The 14,086-nt window shown below is 71.4% G+C and carries 12 protein-coding genes and 2 pseudogenes; 7 read left to right on the top strand and 7 right to left on the bottom strand.

Annotated features, from left to right (window positions below):
- The first annotated feature begins 147 nt into the window (after positions 1 to 147).
- Complete coding sequence (locus tag AC067N_RS03255; RefSeq protein WP_478677142.1) at positions 148 to 816, top strand: transglycosylase SLT domain-containing protein; 669 nt, start codon at positions 148 to 150, stop codon at positions 814 to 816.
- Between the two features lie 85 nt (positions 817 to 901).
- On the opposite strand, the gene AC067N_RS03250 is transcribed toward AC067N_RS03255, so the two are convergent.
- Positions 902 to 3,436 (bottom strand): ABC transporter ATP-binding protein/permease, encoded by a 2,535-nt coding sequence (locus AC067N_RS03250; RefSeq protein ID WP_478677141.1) that lies wholly within the window; start codon positions 3,434 to 3,436, stop codon positions 902 to 904.
- A 241-nt stretch (positions 3,437 to 3,677) separates the two neighbouring features.
- On the opposite strand from AC067N_RS03250, the gene AC067N_RS03245 reads away from it, so the two are divergent.
- Both AC067N_RS03245 and serB read left to right on the top strand, forming a co-directional pair.
- Positions 3,678 to 5,585, top strand: coding sequence for a streptophobe family protein (locus AC067N_RS03245; RefSeq protein WP_478677140.1), 1,908 nt, complete (start codon positions 3,678 to 3,680; stop codon positions 5,583 to 5,585).
- A 171-nt stretch (positions 5,586 to 5,756) separates the two neighbouring features.
- Positions 5,757 to 6,968, top strand: coding sequence for a phosphoserine phosphatase SerB (gene serB / locus AC067N_RS03240; RefSeq protein WP_478677139.1), 1,212 nt, complete (start codon positions 5,757 to 5,759; stop codon positions 6,966 to 6,968).
- Positions 6,969 to 7,052: 84 nt separating this feature from the next.
- Here the strand turns inward: serB and AC067N_RS03235 are convergent, their stop codons facing one another.
- The 3 genes from AC067N_RS03235 to AC067N_RS03225 form a co-directional block, all read right to left on the bottom strand.
- On the bottom strand, positions 7,053 to 7,571 hold the full coding sequence (locus tag AC067N_RS03235; protein ID WP_478677138.1) for a SixA phosphatase family protein: 519 nt from the start codon (positions 7,569 to 7,571) through the stop codon (positions 7,053 to 7,055).
- A 97-nt stretch (positions 7,572 to 7,668) separates the two neighbouring features.
- A complete protein-coding gene (locus AC067N_RS03230; RefSeq protein WP_478677137.1) occupies positions 7,669 to 7,893 on the bottom strand; it encodes a hypothetical protein in 225 nt (74 codons plus the stop codon).
- A gap of 247 nt (positions 7,894 to 8,140) precedes the next feature.
- Positions 8,141 to 8,257, bottom strand: a complete 117-nt coding sequence (locus AC067N_RS03225; RefSeq protein WP_099968646.1) for an SGM_5486 family transporter-associated protein — start codon at positions 8,255 to 8,257, stop codon at positions 8,141 to 8,143.
- Between the two features lie 53 nt (positions 8,258 to 8,310).
- Between AC067N_RS03225 and AC067N_RS03220 the strand changes: the two are divergent.
- Positions 8,311 to 8,470 (top strand): annotated as a pseudogene (locus AC067N_RS03220) (GntR family transcriptional regulator); the annotation flags it as partial.
- Here AC067N_RS03220 and AC067N_RS03215 read toward each other — a convergent pair.
- The 3 genes from AC067N_RS03215 to fabG all read right to left on the bottom strand — a co-directional run bounded on the left by AC067N_RS03215 (position 8,445) and on the right by fabG (position 10,479).
- Positions 8,445 to 8,828, bottom strand: a complete 384-nt coding sequence (locus AC067N_RS03215; RefSeq protein ID WP_478677136.1) for a hypothetical protein — start codon at positions 8,826 to 8,828, stop codon at positions 8,445 to 8,447. The pseudogene AC067N_RS03220 and the gene AC067N_RS03215 overlap by 26 nt on opposite strands.
- Before the next feature lie 158 nt (positions 8,829 to 8,986).
- The gene (gene fabI, locus AC067N_RS03210) at positions 8,987 to 9,754 is read right to left on the bottom strand and encodes an enoyl-ACP reductase FabI (RefSeq protein ID WP_478677135.1); all 768 of its coding nucleotides are present in this window, start codon (positions 9,752 to 9,754) and stop codon (positions 8,987 to 8,989) included.
- A gap of 5 nt (positions 9,755 to 9,759) precedes the next feature.
- Complete coding sequence (gene fabG / locus AC067N_RS03205; protein ID WP_478677134.1) at positions 9,760 to 10,479, bottom strand: 3-oxoacyl-[acyl-carrier-protein] reductase; 720 nt, start codon at positions 10,477 to 10,479, stop codon at positions 9,760 to 9,762.
- 171 nt (positions 10,480 to 10,650) lie between these two features.
- Here fabG and AC067N_RS03200 point away from each other — a divergent pair.
- From AC067N_RS03200 to AC067N_RS03190, 3 genes and pseudogenes are all read left to right on the top strand, one after another.
- A pseudogene (locus AC067N_RS03200) lies at positions 10,651 to 10,944 on the top strand (transcriptional regulator); the annotation flags it as partial.
- 207 nt (positions 10,945 to 11,151) lie between these two features.
- Positions 11,152 to 12,675 (top strand): TldD/PmbA family protein, encoded by a 1,524-nt coding sequence (locus AC067N_RS03195; RefSeq protein WP_478677133.1) that lies wholly within the window; start codon positions 11,152 to 11,154, stop codon positions 12,673 to 12,675.
- Complete coding sequence (locus AC067N_RS03190; protein ID WP_478677132.1) at positions 12,672 to 14,075, top strand: metallopeptidase TldD-related protein; 1,404 nt, start codon at positions 12,672 to 12,674, stop codon at positions 14,073 to 14,075. The genes AC067N_RS03195 and AC067N_RS03190 overlap by 4 nt, the downstream gene beginning before the upstream one ends.
- The last annotated feature ends 11 nt before the right edge of the window (positions 14,076 to 14,086 follow it).

Genomic DNA, 14,086 nt, shown 5'->3' with positions numbered 1-14,086 from the left:
ACCTTTGCCACCCGATTTTGCGGCCGCTAAGAATTGCTCTCGTCGCTCGGCGCCGTGGGTTTTTGCCCGCGGCGTTTGCGCTGGAAAGCAGTGTCCCCAACCGGCCGTAGAGCGACCTCCGCGCTATTTCGAAGAGGTCCCACACCTATGTCGCAGAACGCCATGAACCCCAGCCGCCGTCCCGTGCTGACCAAGGCCCGCAAGCTCTCGATCGCCGGAGTCGCCGCCGCCGGCGCCGCCGCCGTCGCGGTCTCGCTGGTGCCGGCCGAGGCTCAGACCTCCACGAAGACGGTGTCCGCGGCGCCCGTGGCGTTCAGCCAGAGCCCGGCCCAGGCGGCCAAGGCGAGCGTCGCCGACCAGGCCGCCGACGCCACGAAGAAGGCCGCCGTGGCCGCCGCGCAGAAGAAGGCCGCCCAGGAGCGCGCGAAGCAGGAGGCCGCGACCCGGTCCGCCAAGCGCGCCGCCCAGGTCAAGGCCGCCGCCGCGAAGACGTATCCGAACAACCTCGACGGCTGGATCCGCGAGGCGCTCGACATCATGAAGAAGCACAAGATCCCGGGCACCTACCACGGCCTGCACAAGAACATCATGCGGGAGTCCTCGGGCAACCCGAACGCCATCAACAACTGGGACATCAACGCCAAGAACGGCGTCCCGTCGATCGGTCTGCTCCAGGTCATCAAGCCGACCTTCGACGCCTACCACGTCCCGGGCACCGCCTGGAGCCAGTACGACCCGGTCGCCAACCTCACGGCCGCCGCGAACTACGCGGCCCACCGTTACGGGTCGATCGACAACGTCAACAGCGCTTACTGAGGTCGGCGCGGACCCCGGTGAAGCGCCGAAGGGCGGCACCCCCTGGTGGGGTGCCGCCCTTCGGCGTGCGGGCCGGTGCCCTCGGTCACTTGCGCATGACCTCGGGCTCGTGGCGGCGCAGGAAGCGGGCCACGAGGATGCCGCAGACGACGCCGATCAGGATGAGGGCGACCATGTCGAAGGCGTAGACGCCCGCCGTGTGGCCCCACAGCGGGTCCGTGTCGCCGGCCTCCTTGGGCGGGCTGATGTTGTTGAAGTCCAGCGTGGCGCCCGCGGCGGCGACCGCCCAGCGCGACGGCATCAGGTACGAGAACTCGTTGACGCCGGGGCTGCCGTACAGGGCGAAGAGGCAGCCGGTGAAGACGACCTGGACGATCGCGAACATGACCAGCAGCGGCATGGTCTTCTCGGCGGTCTTCACCAGCGAGGAGATGACCAGGCCGAACATCATCGACGTGAAGCCCAGGCCCATGATCGGGATGGAGAGTTCGAGCATCACGGCGAACTTGCCCTCGCCGAGGATCAGGGCCTCGTCGGGGATGGTCCGGCTGGCGAAGCCGATGACGCCGACCATGGCGCCCTGGAGCACGGTGACCGTGCCGAGGACGATGACCTTGGACATCAGATACGCCGAGCGCGACAGGCCGGTCGCCCGCTCCCGCTCGTAGATCACCCGTTCCTTGATCAGCTCACGGACGGAGTTGGCGGCGCCCGCGAAGCACGCGCCGACGGCGAGGATCAGCAGCACCGTGGTGGCCGTGCCGTTGGGGATCGGCAGGCCGGTCGCCTTGTTCACACCCCGGACCAGCAGATCCTTGTCCGGGTCGATGAGCAGGCTGACCGCGCCGAGCACGGCCGGCAGGACCACCGTCAGCGCCAGGAAGCCCTTGTCCGACACGATCACCGCGAGGTAGCGGCGGACCAGGGTGCCCAGCTGGGAGAACCAGCTCTGCGGCTTCGGCGGGCGCATCGACTGCGGCGGCGGCATGTGTGTCGACTGCGGGGCGACGGCGTCGATGTCCGCGGCGTACATCTGGTAGTGCTGCGAGCCCTTCCAGCGGCCCGCCCAGTCGTAGTCGCGGTAGTTCTCGAAGGCGGAGAAGACGTCGGCCCAGGTCTCGTAGCCGAAGAAGTTCAGGGCCTCCTCGGGCGGGCCGAAGTACGCCACCGAACCGCCCGGTGCCATCACCAGGAGCTTGTCGCAGAGCGCCAGCTCGGCGACGGAATGGGTGACGACCAGGACCGTACGGCCGTCGTCGGCGAGACCGCGCAGCAACTGCATGACGTCGCGGTCCATGCCCGGGTCGAGGCCGGAGGTGGGCTCGTCCAGGAAGATCAGCGACGGCTTGGTGAGCAGCTCCAGGGCGACCGACACACGCTTGCGCTGGCCGCCGGAGAGGGACGTGACCTTCTTGTCCTTGTGGATGTCGAGCTTCAGCTCGCGCAGCACCTCGTCGATGCGGGCCTCGCGCTCGGTGGCCGTGGTGTCGGCCGGGAAGCGGAGCTTGGCCGCGTACTTGAGGGCCTTCTTGACGGTCAGCTCCTTGTGCAGGATGTCGTCCTGCGGGACCAGACCGATGCGCTGACGCAACTCGGCGAACTGCTTGTACAGGTTCCGGTTGTCGTAGAGGACGTCGCCCTGGTTGGCGGGGCGGTAGCCCGTGAGCGCCTTCAGCAGGGTGGACTTGCCGGAGCCGGAGGGGCCGATGACCGCGATGAGCGACTTCTCGGGGACGCCGAAGGAGACGTCCTTGAGGATCTGCTTGCCGCCGTCGACGGTGACCGTCAGATGGCGGGCGGAGAAGGAGACCTCACCGGTGTCGACGAACTCCTCGAGACGGTCCCCGATGATGCGGAACGTCGAGTGGCCGACGCCGACGATGTCGTTCGGGCCGAGGAGTGCCGTGCCGCCCTTGGCGATCGGCATACCGTTGACGAACGTGCCGTTGTGGGACCCGAGGTCGCGGATCTCGAAGCGGCCATCGGGCGTGGCGTGGAACTCGGCGTGGTTCCGGGAGACCTGGAGGTCGGAGACGACCAGGTCGTTCTCCAGGGCGCGGCCGATGCGCATCACGCGGCCGAGGGCCAGCTGGTGGAACGTGGTCGGGCTGCGGTCGCCGTAGACCGGTGGCGCCCCCGCGCCACCACCGGGGCCCTGCTGCGGGAGGCCCTGCTGCTGTGGGACCTGCGCCTGCTGCGGCTGCTGCCGGCCAGCCTGCGGCGCCTGCTGCTGCGGTGCCTGCTGCTGCGGTGCCTGCTGGGCGGCGTATCCGGCGCTCGCACCCTGCGCGGCGTACGGTTGCCGCTGGGGCTGCGCCACCGCCGCGGCCGTGCCGGAGAGGCTGACTCTCGGGCCGTCGGTCGCGTTGCCGAGGTGCACGGCCGAGCCGGGGCCGATCTCCAACTGGTGGATCCGCTGGCCCTGCACGTATGTGCCGTTGGTGCTGCCGTGGTCCTCGATCACCCAACTACGGCCGTTGAAGCTGATCGTGGCGTGGCGCCAGGAGACCCTGGCGTCCTCGAACACGATATCGCCCTGCGGATCACGTCCGAGGGTGTATGCCCTGGACGGATCGAGCGTCCAGGTTTGTCCGTTCAATTCCAGTACGAGTTCCGGCACTCCATGCCCCACTGAGTTGTCCCCCGAGTTTCCCCCATCGCAGGGAGTCTAGGGATGTCGAACATCGGGGGGAACTATTTCAGGCTCAGCCCCTTGACCGAAAGTCGGGCCTTGTGAAGAGAACGTACGCGGGCGTCGGCCGGTCCCGTTGACGGGGTTGAAACCGGGCCGGAGAGTGGTATTCCCACGCGAGGGGGACATCAGCGGTGCAACGCCGCGATGCGGATCGGGGGGTCCGACCATGAGGAACCGGAAGGCCGGCCACGGCGGCAGCGTGCGGTGGGGGGACGTCCTGTTCTCCGCGATCGCCGCCGTGAGCTGGTCGTTGATCGGGATGGCGGGCACGGCGGCACTCGGTCTGCGTCTGCTGGGGGCCGACGCCGCGGGCGAACTCGGGCCCATGACGGCGGCGGTCGTGGCGCTCGGTGCGGGCGGTTCGGTGACGCCGTCCGGCGATGTGTCCGTCTTTGGCCTGGAAGGAGCGCAGGCGACGACCGCCATCGAGATCACGCCACTGGGTGTGAGTCTCGTGGGGGCGCTCCTGCTGTCGTGGTTCTTTCTGCGGTCCCTGCGCGGCGCGGGAGTTGTCGTCACCGCGAGCGAACTCCTCGCGCGGGTGGGCACGGTGGTGGTGCTGTTCGCGGCGCTGATGGGCGGCCTCGCCTGGGCCGGCCACGCCGTCATCACCCTCGACGGCGGTGAGCTGGGCCTCGACGGGCTGCCCGGCGGCGGTGACCTGGACGGCCTGGAGATCCCCGGGCTCGGCGACATCGGGGACATCGGCGGCGGCCTGCTCCCGGACCGGCTCGGCGACCTGGCCGAGGCCGAGGCCCGGGTGGGCTTCACCGTCGACGCGGCGCCCACGGTGCTGGGCGGTCTGCTGTGGTGCCTCGGGGTACTGCTGATCGCCCTGCTGGCCTCGCGCCGCACTCCCCTGCCGCGCGGCCTCGACGCCGTGCACCGGGTGGTACGGCCCGTCGTGTCGGCGGTGGTCACCGTGCTGCTCGTGGCGGTCGCGGCGGGGCTCGCCGCGGCGACGTACGCGGCGGTCGGCGACCCCCACCCGAGGCGGATCGCGGGCGCGGCCCTGCTCGGGGCGCCCAACGGCGTCTGGCTCGGCGTCCCCGTCGGGCTGTTGGTGCCCTGGGACGGCAGGGCCACGGGGACGCTGGCGGACCTGCTGCCCGACCCGCTCGGCGAACTGCTGCGCGTCGACGCGAACGAACCCGTCACCCTCGGCCGGCTGGCCGAACTGGACGACAGAGTCTGGCTGTTGGGCGTGGCGGCCGTCCTGATGACGGTGTACGCGGGGGTGCTGACCGCCGCACGTACGCCGTTCGCCGGGCAGGTGTCTCCGGCGGCGGCCGGGGGTGCGGATGGCGCGGGTGCACGAGGCGGGGGCGGCCTCGCGTGCGCGGGACTCTGCGCACTTCGGCTGGGGATCGCGACGGCGGTGGCACTTCCCCTCCTTGTGCTGCTGACGGAGGTGTCGGTGGACGCCTCGCTTGCGGTGTTCGGCATCGACGCGTTCGACGCGGGCATCGAGTTGCGCGGACGGGCGGCGACGGCTCTGGTGCTGGGCGCGGTGTGGGGTGCGGGCGCGGGGGCCGTAGGGGCGCTGCTGGCCCGCGCCACCGGGGCGGCGGGGCGGCGGGTCGCGCCCCTGGCCCTCGGGTACGCGGGGCAGTCACCGGCCGCCGGACCCTCCGTCCCGGGCCCCTCCGCTTCCGGGCCGTACACGCCGGGTACGCCGTACCGGCCGCCGAACCCGGACACCAATCCGTATCTACGGCTGCCGGACGGACTGCTGCGGCGCGGGCAGGGCGGGGAGCAGGGCGACCGGCGGGGGGCGGGGCAGGCCCGGGGAGCGGGCGGGAGCGGGCGGGGAGCGGCGGGGCGGGCCGGGGACGACCGGGGTACGGGGAGCGGCGGGCCGGGTCCGGAAGGCCGGCGGCCGCCCGATGTGTACGGCGCGCCCACGGTGGCGAGGCGGTTCACGCCGCCGCCTCGACGGCCGGGGGCGGGACCGCGGCCGGGCTCGGCGTCCGGGGCGGGGTCCGGGGTGTGGCCCGCTCCGCCACCGCCACCGGACGAGGGGCCACCTCCGCCTCCGCCGCCCCCTCCGGCGCCCGGGCCACGGGGTCGTTGAGGAAGTGGGCCAGCTGGTGTCCGGCAGCCGTGGAAGGGAGGGTTCCGGTGCCGCCCCGGTGCTTCGTACACGATCCGGGTGCGCTTCGGTCACCCGTAACCCAGTGTTCTCCGTCCGCTGGGCGGACCTCGGGGGCGAAAGGCGCCGGGTGCCGGATACGGTGGGACCACCATGAGCGCTTCGCAGACCTCCTCTGACGTCCCCACTCTCCTCGTCAAGATCTTCGGCAAGGACAGGCCGGGCATCACCGCCGGGCTGTTCGACACCCTTGCCGCGTACTCCGTCGACGTGGTCGACATCGAGCAGGTCGTCACCCGTGGCCGGATCGTGCTGTGCGCCCTGGTGACCGAGCCGCCGGCCGGGCAGGAGGGCGATCTGCGGGCCACCGTCCACGGCTGGGCGGAGTCCATGAAGATGCAGGCGGAGATCATCTCCGGCCTGGGCGACAACCGGCCCCGCGGTCTGGGCCGCTCGCACGTCACGGTGCTGGGACACCCGCTGACCGCCGAGTCCACGGCCCGGATCGCCGCTCGGATCACGGCGACCGGAGGCAACATCGACCGTATCTTCCGGCTCGCCAAGTACCCGGTGACGGCGGTGGAGTTCGCCGTGTCGGGCACCGAGCCGGAGACGTTGCGCACGGCGCTGGTGACCGAATCGGTGGCGCTGGGCGTCGACGTGGCCGTGGTCGCGGCCGGGCTGCACCGGCGGGCCCAGCGGCTGGTGGTCATGGACGTGGACTCGACGCTCATCCAGGACGAGGTGATCGAGCTCTTCGCTGCGCACGCCGGGTGCGAGAAGGAGGTCGCCGAGGTGACGGCGGCCGCGATGCGCGGAGAACTGGACTTCGAGCAGTCGCTGCACGCGCGCGTGGCGCTGCTGGAGGGGCTCGACGCGTCGGTGGTGGACAAGGTGCGCAGCGAGGTGCGGCTCACGCCCGGGGCGCGCACACTGATCCGCACGCTGAAGCGGCTCGGTTTCCAGGTCGGCGTCGTCTCGGGTGGCTTCACCCAGGTCACGGACGATCTCAAGGACCGGCTGGGGCTGGACTTCGCGCAGGCCAACACGTTGGAGATCGTCGACGGCAAGCTGACCGGCAGGGTCGTCGGGGAGATCGTGGACCGCGCGGGCAAGGCACGGCTGCTGCGCCGGTTCGCCGCCGAGGCGGGGGTGCCGCTGGCCCAGACCGTGGCGATCGGCGACGGCGCGAACGACCTCGACATGCTGAACGCGGCCGGTCTGGGCGTCGCCTTCAACGCCAAGCCGGTCGTGCGGGAGGCCGCGCACACCGCGGTGAACTTCCCCTTCCTCGACACCGTGCTCTACCTGCTCGGCGTCACTCGGGAAGAGGTCGAGGCGGCGGACACGCACGACGAGGGGTGAGCGCGGACGACGGCGCGTGACGATGGGGGAAGGCCCGGCAGCTCCTCGCCGCCGGGCCTTCGTCGTGCCGTGTGCCGGTGGTGGCTACTCCGTCGGCGCCCAGTAGTCGACGAGGGTGCCGACGCCCGGCTCCAGGCTCTTCCAGGAGCCCTCGAAGGTGAGGACGGCGTAGGCGGCGGCCGGGAAGTCGCGTCGGCTCATGCGCTCGCGGGTGTCGCCCTCGGCGCTGCCGGCGAGGATCTCGGCGAGGGCCTGGATGCCGGGGTTGTGGCCGACCAGGAGGACGTTCTGTGTCTCGTCCGGGGTCTCGTTGAGCAGGGCGATCAGCTCGCCGGGAGAGGCCTCGTAGATCCGCTCCTCGTAGACGGTTTTCGGTCGCTCGGGCAGCTCGTGGACGGCCAGCTTCCAGGTCTCGCGGGTCCTGACGGCGGTGGAGCACAGGGCAAGGTCGAAGGAGATGCCGCTGTCGGCGAGCTTGCGTCCGGCGACGGCGGCGTCCATACGGCCCCGGTCGGCGAGCGGACGCTCGTGGTCGGACACCTGTGGCCAGTCGGCCTTCGCATGCCGGAAGAGGACGATCCTGCGGGGTTCTGCGACGCTCATGGGTCCCAGCTTCGCACGAAACAGGCCATGGGGCGCAGGGAGTTGAAGTGCGGATATCCGAGGGCGGTGTCCGTGCCTCCGGGGGCCCGGCCGACCGTCACGGGACGAGGGCCGTCAGGGCCCGCTGTATGCGTTCGAGGACATGGGCGAGCAGGGGGTCGCCGCTCGCCGCGTGGGCGTCCGCGGGGTTCAGGATCAGCAGCAGAAGGGTGACGAAGCCCAGGGCGGGCAGGGCGAGGGCCCACCAGGGGAGCCGGACGTCCACGCCGCCCGTGGGTGCCGGGGCCGCCGGGTGGGGTCGCGTGTGCGTACGGGCCGACATGCCGCCTCCGTGGTCTTCGCGTCGTCGGTGGCCGCTCCTCCGTAGGGTCCTCGCGAGTCCCCCGCGGCCACACCTCGAAGCTACGGAATCCGGACGGCGGAGCCCATCCGGTGATCCACCCACTTCACCCTGAGACTCACCCCCTAGGGGATGGGGGGTTAGCCCCACCCCGGGGGGAAGCCGGCCGGCGCGCCGTGCGGTCGGCCGACGGGTGCCGCGTGGCCGCGCGGACCGGCGCCGCCGGGCGTCACGGTGAGGCGATCGCCGCGATGATGCCGATGACGATGAAGATGGCGAGGAACGAGCCGAAGACGACGAGCATCTTCTTCTGGCCGTTCTGGGGGTTCGGGTCGAGCACGGGCATGCACCCAGTCTCGCACCCCGCCCCGCCGCCCCGCCCCCGGGGTGGGTGCTGCCGACGTCGGCGCGGAGTCGACCCCGGAGACGTCCGTGGACCACGCCGGGCCGCTGGACGCCGTCCGCGCGGGCGACGCGGCATCCGCGGCGGCGGAGGCGGCCGGTCACCCGTTCCACTGCCGCCCCGGACCGGGTCAGTCGTCCAGCCGCTGGTGGGTGAACCACACGGCGCGGACCTCCTTCCAGCAGCGCCCGGTGAACCGCACCGTCTGCGCGGGACCCGTCTCCACGGGGGCGCCGTCGCTGTCGATGTCCCACCAGCGCGCGCACTCGATGTGCAGGCGGACCCGGTCGGGGTCCGGGTAGGGGTTGAAGCAGTATCCGATCACCTGGGAGCCGTGAATCGTGCTGCGGCAGGCCGCCCCGAAGGGATCGGGACGGTCGGCCGTCACGCGCGCCTGTCGTGGCCCGGTTCCGTTCCCGGTCTCCACAGGTGCGTTCGGGATCGCTTCGTACGGAAGGGACAGTACGAGAGCCAGGGCGACGGCCACGGGGGCGAAGCTGCGGGACAGGCGCACAAGGGAGACCTCCTCGGCCGAGCGGCTGGGCGGTGTACGTCCAGCGTGCGCCGCACCCGGCCGGGGCGGCCCGTCGGATGGGCCGAACGGGGGACGCACGTAGGGCCCGTGTCCGGGTGGACACGGGCCCTCGAACGTCCGTCGGACCGCGGGTGGCGTCAGGCGCCGATCGCGTGCAGCCCGCCGTCGACGTGGATGATCTCGCCGGTGGTCTTCGGGAACCAGTCGCTGAGCAGGGCGACGACACCGCGGCCGGCCGGCTCGGGGTCCTTGAGGTCCCACTCCAGCGGCGAACGGTCGTCCCACACGGCGGCCAGCTCGCCGAAGCCCGGGATGGACTTGGCGGCCATGGAGGCGAGGGGGCCGGCGGAGACCAGGTTGCAGCGGATGTTCTGCTTGCCCAGGTCGCGCGCGACGTAACGGCTCGTGGCCTCCAGGGCGGCCTTGGCCGGGCCCATCCAGTCGTACTGCGGCCAGGCGAACTTCGCGTCGAAGGTGAGGCCGACGACCGAGCCGCCGTTCTGCATCAGCGGCAGGCAGGCCATGGTCAGAGACTTCAGGGAGTACGCCGAGACGTGCATGGCCGTGGCGACGGACTCGAACGGCGTGTTGAGGAAGTTGCCGCCGAGCGCGTCCTGCGGGGCGAAGCCGATGGAGTGCACGACGCCGTCGAGGCCGCCGAGCTCCTCACCGACGACGTCGGCCAGGCGCCCGAGGTGCTCGTCGTTGGTGACGTCGAGCTCGATGACCTTGGTGGGCTTCGGGAGCTTCCTGGCGATGCGCTCGGTCAGCGTGGGCCGGGGGAAGGCGGTGAGAATGATCTCGGCGCCCTGCTCCTGGGCCAGCTTGGCGGTGTGGAAGGCGATGGAGGACTCCATCAGCACACCGGTGATCAGGACGCGCTTGCCCTCGAGGATTCCGCTCATGGTGATCAGTGACCCATTCCCAGTCCGCCGTCTACGGGGATGACGGCTCCAGTGATGTACGAGGCGTCGTCCGAGGCGAGGAACCGCACCGTCGCGGCGATCTCCTCGGGCTGCGCGTAACGGCCGAGCGGCACCTGCGACACGATGCCCGCGCGCTGCTCGTCGGTGAGCACCTTGGTCATGTCGGTGTCGACGAAACCGGGCGCGACGACGTTGAAGGTGATGTCGCGCGAGCCCAGCTCACGGGCGAGGGAACGCGCGAAGCCGACCAGGGCGGCCTTGGAGGCGGCGTAGTTGGCCTGGCCGGGCGAGCCGTAGAGGCCCACGACCGACGAGATCAGCACGACGCGGCCCTTCTTGGCGCGCAGCATGCCGCGGTTGGCGCGCTTGACGACACGGAAGGTGCCGGTGAGGTTGGTGTCGATGACCGAGGTGAAGTCCTCCTCGGACATCCGCATCAGGAGCTGGTCCTTGGTGACACCGGCGTTGGCGACGAGGACCTGGACCGGACCGTGCTCGGCCTCGATCTCCTTGTAGGCCTGCTCCACCTGCTCGGGGTCGGTGATGTCGCACTTGACGGCGAGGCAGCCCAGCTCCGCGAGGGCGGCCGGCGGCTCACCCGAGCGGTATGTGTACGCGACCTTGTCGCCGTTCTCGGCGAACGCGCGGGCGATGGCGAGGCCGATGCCCCGGTTGCCTCCGGTGACGAGAACCGAGCGGCTCAACGGATCACCCTTTCGTTCTGAGGTCTGGTATTCCATGAACCTATCCGCCCCGCGCACCGGGCACCGAAGCCGGGAGCGACAGGGTCGATGGGGCGGTGTCTGTGGGAACCCCACAGACACCGCCCCATTCCGAAACCGAGCCCGGCTGATTCAGCCGTCCATCCCGGCGGTGTGGACCGGCGCCCCCTCGGCCCGTGCCGTCCCGGGCATCCCGCGGTCGTATGTTCCAAGATCGAGCAGGGGAAGCGGTTCCCGCCGGCGGACCTGCAAGCGCGGGCGGAGGAGGCGCTGGGGCCGGTCGCGCTCAAGGTGCTCACGGCGGCGGCGAGGAGTCTGACGAGGAGGGCGGGGCCGGCGTCGTGGTTCCGTCGGTGGGCGGGGATCGAGGAGGAGGCGATCTCCTTGTACGCGTATGAGTGCCGGGCGGTTCCGGGGCTGTTGCAGCCGGAGGGGTACATCCGGGCCGCCTGGGCGGCGTTCACGGCACTCGCGGCCGGCTCGTCTCTGGGCGGCTGAGTTCGCGTCGTACATGACGTTCGCGGGCGGGCACGGGAGTTGATCCCGCGCCCGCCCGTCGTCTGTGCCGCTTTCTCCCGGGAATCGCAGGCGTGAGACGTGATTCACTGCCACCGACGGTCACCACAGGCGAGCGCCCCGAAGGGATTCCCACACGTGCCCCATGAAGTCGATCAGTCATTCCTGGCACTCCCCCTACGTGCCCTGGCCGACGCCGCGCTCGCACGCGCGCGTGCGCTCGGGGCCGAGCACGCGGACTTCCGGTTCGAGCGGGTGCGCAGCGCGTCCTGGCGGCTGCGGGACGCCAAGCCCGCCGGGTCGTCGGACACGACGGACCTCGGGTACGCGGTGCGGGTGGTGCACGGCGGGACCTGGGGGTTCGCCTCCGGTGTGGACCTGACGATGGACGCCGCCGCGAAGGTCGCCTCGCAGGCGGTGGCGATGGCCAGGCTGTCGGCGCAGGTGATCAAGGCCGCCGGGTCGGACGAGAGGGTGGAGCTGGCGGACGAGCCCGTGCACGCGGAGAAGACCTGGATCTCCTCGTACGAGATCGACCCGTTCACCGTCCCCGACGAGGAGAAGACCGCGCTCCTCACGGACTGGAGCGCGCGGCTGCTGGCGGCCCCCGGGGTGAACCACGTGGACGCCTCGCTGCTCACCGTGCACGAGAACAAGTTCTACGCGGACACCGCGGGGACCGTGACCACGCAGCAGCGGGTCCGGCTGCACCCGTCGCTGACCGCCGTGTCCGTCGACGAGTCCAGCGGTGAGTTCGACTCGATGCGGACCCTGGCGCCGCCGGTCGGCCGGGGCTGGGAGTATCTGACGGGCACCGGCTGGGACTGGGACGACGAGCTGGCGCGGATCCCCGAACTCCTCGCGGAGAAGATGCGGGCCCCGAGCGTCGAGGGGGGCCTCTACGACCTCGTCGTCGACCCGTCCAACCTGTGGCTGACCATCCACGAGTCCATCGGCCACGCCACCGAGCTGGACCGCGCGCTCGGCTACGAGGCCGCCTACGCCGGCACGTCCTTCGCCACCTTCGACAAGCTCGGCAAGCTGCGGTACGGCTCCGAGCTGATGAACGTCACCGGTGACCGCACCGCCGAGCACGGCCTCGCGACCATCGGGTACGACGACGAGGGGGTGGAGTGCCAGAGCTGGGACCTCGTCAAGGACGGCACCCTCGTCGGCTACCAGCTCGACCGCCGTATCGCCAGGCTGACCGGCCTCGGCCGCTCCAACGGGTGCGCGTACGCCGACTCCCCGGGGCACGTCCCCGTGCAGCGCATGGCCAATGTGTCGCTCCGGCCGGACCCGGCCGGGCTGTCCACGGAGGACCTGATCGGCGGCGTCGACCGCGGCATCTACGTCGTCGGCGACCGGTCGTGGTCCATCGACATGCAGCGCTACAACTTCCAGTTCACCGGGCAGCGGTTCTTCAAGATCGAGAACGGGCGGATCACCGGGCAGCTGCGGGACGTCGCGTACCAGGCGACGACGACGGACTTCTGGGGCTCCATGGCGGCCGTGGGCGGGCCGCAGACCTATGTCCTCGGCGGTGCCTTCAACTGCGGCAAGGCCCAGCCCGGCCAGGTCGCGTCCGTCTCGCACGGCTGCCCGTCGGCCCTCTTCAGGGGCGTCAACATTCTGAACACCACGCAGGAGGCCGGTCGATGAGCGCGCCCGTCAAGAAGGCACACAAGCCGCACGAGATCGTCGAGCGGGCCCTCGAACTGTCCCGGGCCGACGGATGCGTGGTGATCGCCGACGAGTACTCCACGGCCAACCTGCGCTGGGCGGGCAACGCGCTGACCACGAACGGGGTCACCCGCGGGCGGTCGGTGACCGTCGTCGCCACGGTCGACGGCAAGGAGGGCACCGCCTCCGGTGTCGTGTCCCGCTCGGCCGTCACCGCCGAGGAACTGGAGCCGCTCGTCCGGGCCGCCGAGGAGGCCGCACGCGGGGCCGGACCCGCCGAGGACGCCCAGCCGCTGGTCACGGGCGGGCAGCCGTCCGCCGACTTCACGGAGCCGCCCGCCGAGACCTCCTCCGCCGTGTTCGCCGACTTCGCCCCGGCACTCGGCGAGTCGTTCGCACGCGCGCGGGCGGGCGGCCGCGAGCTGTACGGCTTCGCCAACCACGAACTGGTCACCAGCTATCTGGGCACGTCCACGGGGCTGCGCCTGCGGCACGACCAGCCGAACGGCACGCTGGAGCTGAACGCCAAGTCCCCGGACCGTACGCGCTCGGCCTGGGCGGGCCGCTCCACCCGCGACTTCAAGGACGTCGACCCGGCGGCCCTGGACGCGGAGCTGGCCGTACGGCTCGGGTGGGCCGAGCGCCGGATCGAGCTGCCCGCCGGGCGGTACGAGACGCTGCTGCCGCCGACGGCCGTGGCCGACCTGCTGATCTACCAGATGTGGTCGGCGTCGGCGCGGGACGCCGCCGAGGGCCGGACCGTGTTCAGCAAGCCCGGCGGCGGCACCCGCATCGGCGAGCGGCTCACCGACCTGCCGCTGACGCTGCGCAGCGACCCCCACGAGCCGGGGCTGGAATCGGCGCCCTTCGTGCTCGCCCACTCCTCCGGCGGCGACAGCTCGGTGTTCGACAACGGGCTGCCGCTGAAGGCGACCGAGTGGATCCGCGAGGGCGAGATCGCGCATCTGCCCACCACCCGGCACAGCGCCGGCCTGACCGGCCTGCCGGTGGTGCCCGCCATCGGCAACCTCATCCTCGACGGGGGCGAGGACCGCTCCCTGGAGGAGATGGTCGCGAACACCCGGCGCGGGCTGCTGCTGACCTGCCTGTGGTACATCCGCGAGGTCGACCCGGCGACGCTGCTGCTCACCGGACTGACCCGCGACGGCGTCTACCTCGTAGAAAACGGCGAGGTCACGGGCGAGGTCAACAACTTCCGGTTCAACGAGTCGCCGGTGGACCTGCTCGGCCGGGCCACCGAGGCGGGGCGCACGGAGAAGACGCTGCCGAGGGAGTGGAGCGACTACTTCACCAGGGCCGCGACCCCGACGCTGCGGGTCCCGGATTTCAATATGAGCTCAGTCAGCCAGGGCGTATAACCTCGTAGGCG

This window comes from Streptomyces sp. NPDC042364 (genome assembly GCF_056437585.1).
This window is presented reverse-complemented; position numbering and strand designations above follow the sequence as displayed.

What these genes read in the sequence shown, in the direction of transcription:
- serB (WP_478677139.1), top strand. Translation starts at nt 5,757, where the DNA reads ATGAGCGCTTCGCAGACCTCCTCTGACGTCCCCACTCTCCTCGTCAAG.
- AC067N_RS03230 (WP_478677137.1), bottom strand. Translation starts at nt 7,893, where the DNA reads ATGTCGGCCCGTACGCACACGCGACCCCACCCGGCGGCCCCGGCACCC.
- AC067N_RS03225 (WP_099968646.1), bottom strand. Translation starts at nt 8,257, where the DNA reads ATGCCCGTGCTCGACCCGAACCCCCAGAACGGCCAGAAGAAGATGCTC.
- AC067N_RS03255 (WP_478677142.1), top strand. Translation starts at nt 148, where the DNA reads ATGTCGCAGAACGCCATGAACCCCAGCCGCCGTCCCGTGCTGACCAAG.
- AC067N_RS03235 (WP_478677138.1), bottom strand. Translation starts at nt 7,571, where the DNA reads ATGAGCGTCGCAGAACCCCGCAGGATCGTCCTCTTCCGGCATGCGAAG.
- AC067N_RS03190 (WP_478677132.1), top strand. Translation starts at nt 12,672, where the DNA reads ATGAGCGCGCCCGTCAAGAAGGCACACAAGCCGCACGAGATCGTCGAG.
- fabI (WP_478677135.1), bottom strand. Translation starts at nt 9,754, where the DNA reads ATGAGCGGAATCCTCGAGGGCAAGCGCGTCCTGATCACCGGTGTGCTG.
- AC067N_RS03245 (WP_478677140.1), top strand. Translation starts at nt 3,678, where the DNA reads ATGAGGAACCGGAAGGCCGGCCACGGCGGCAGCGTGCGGTGGGGGGAC.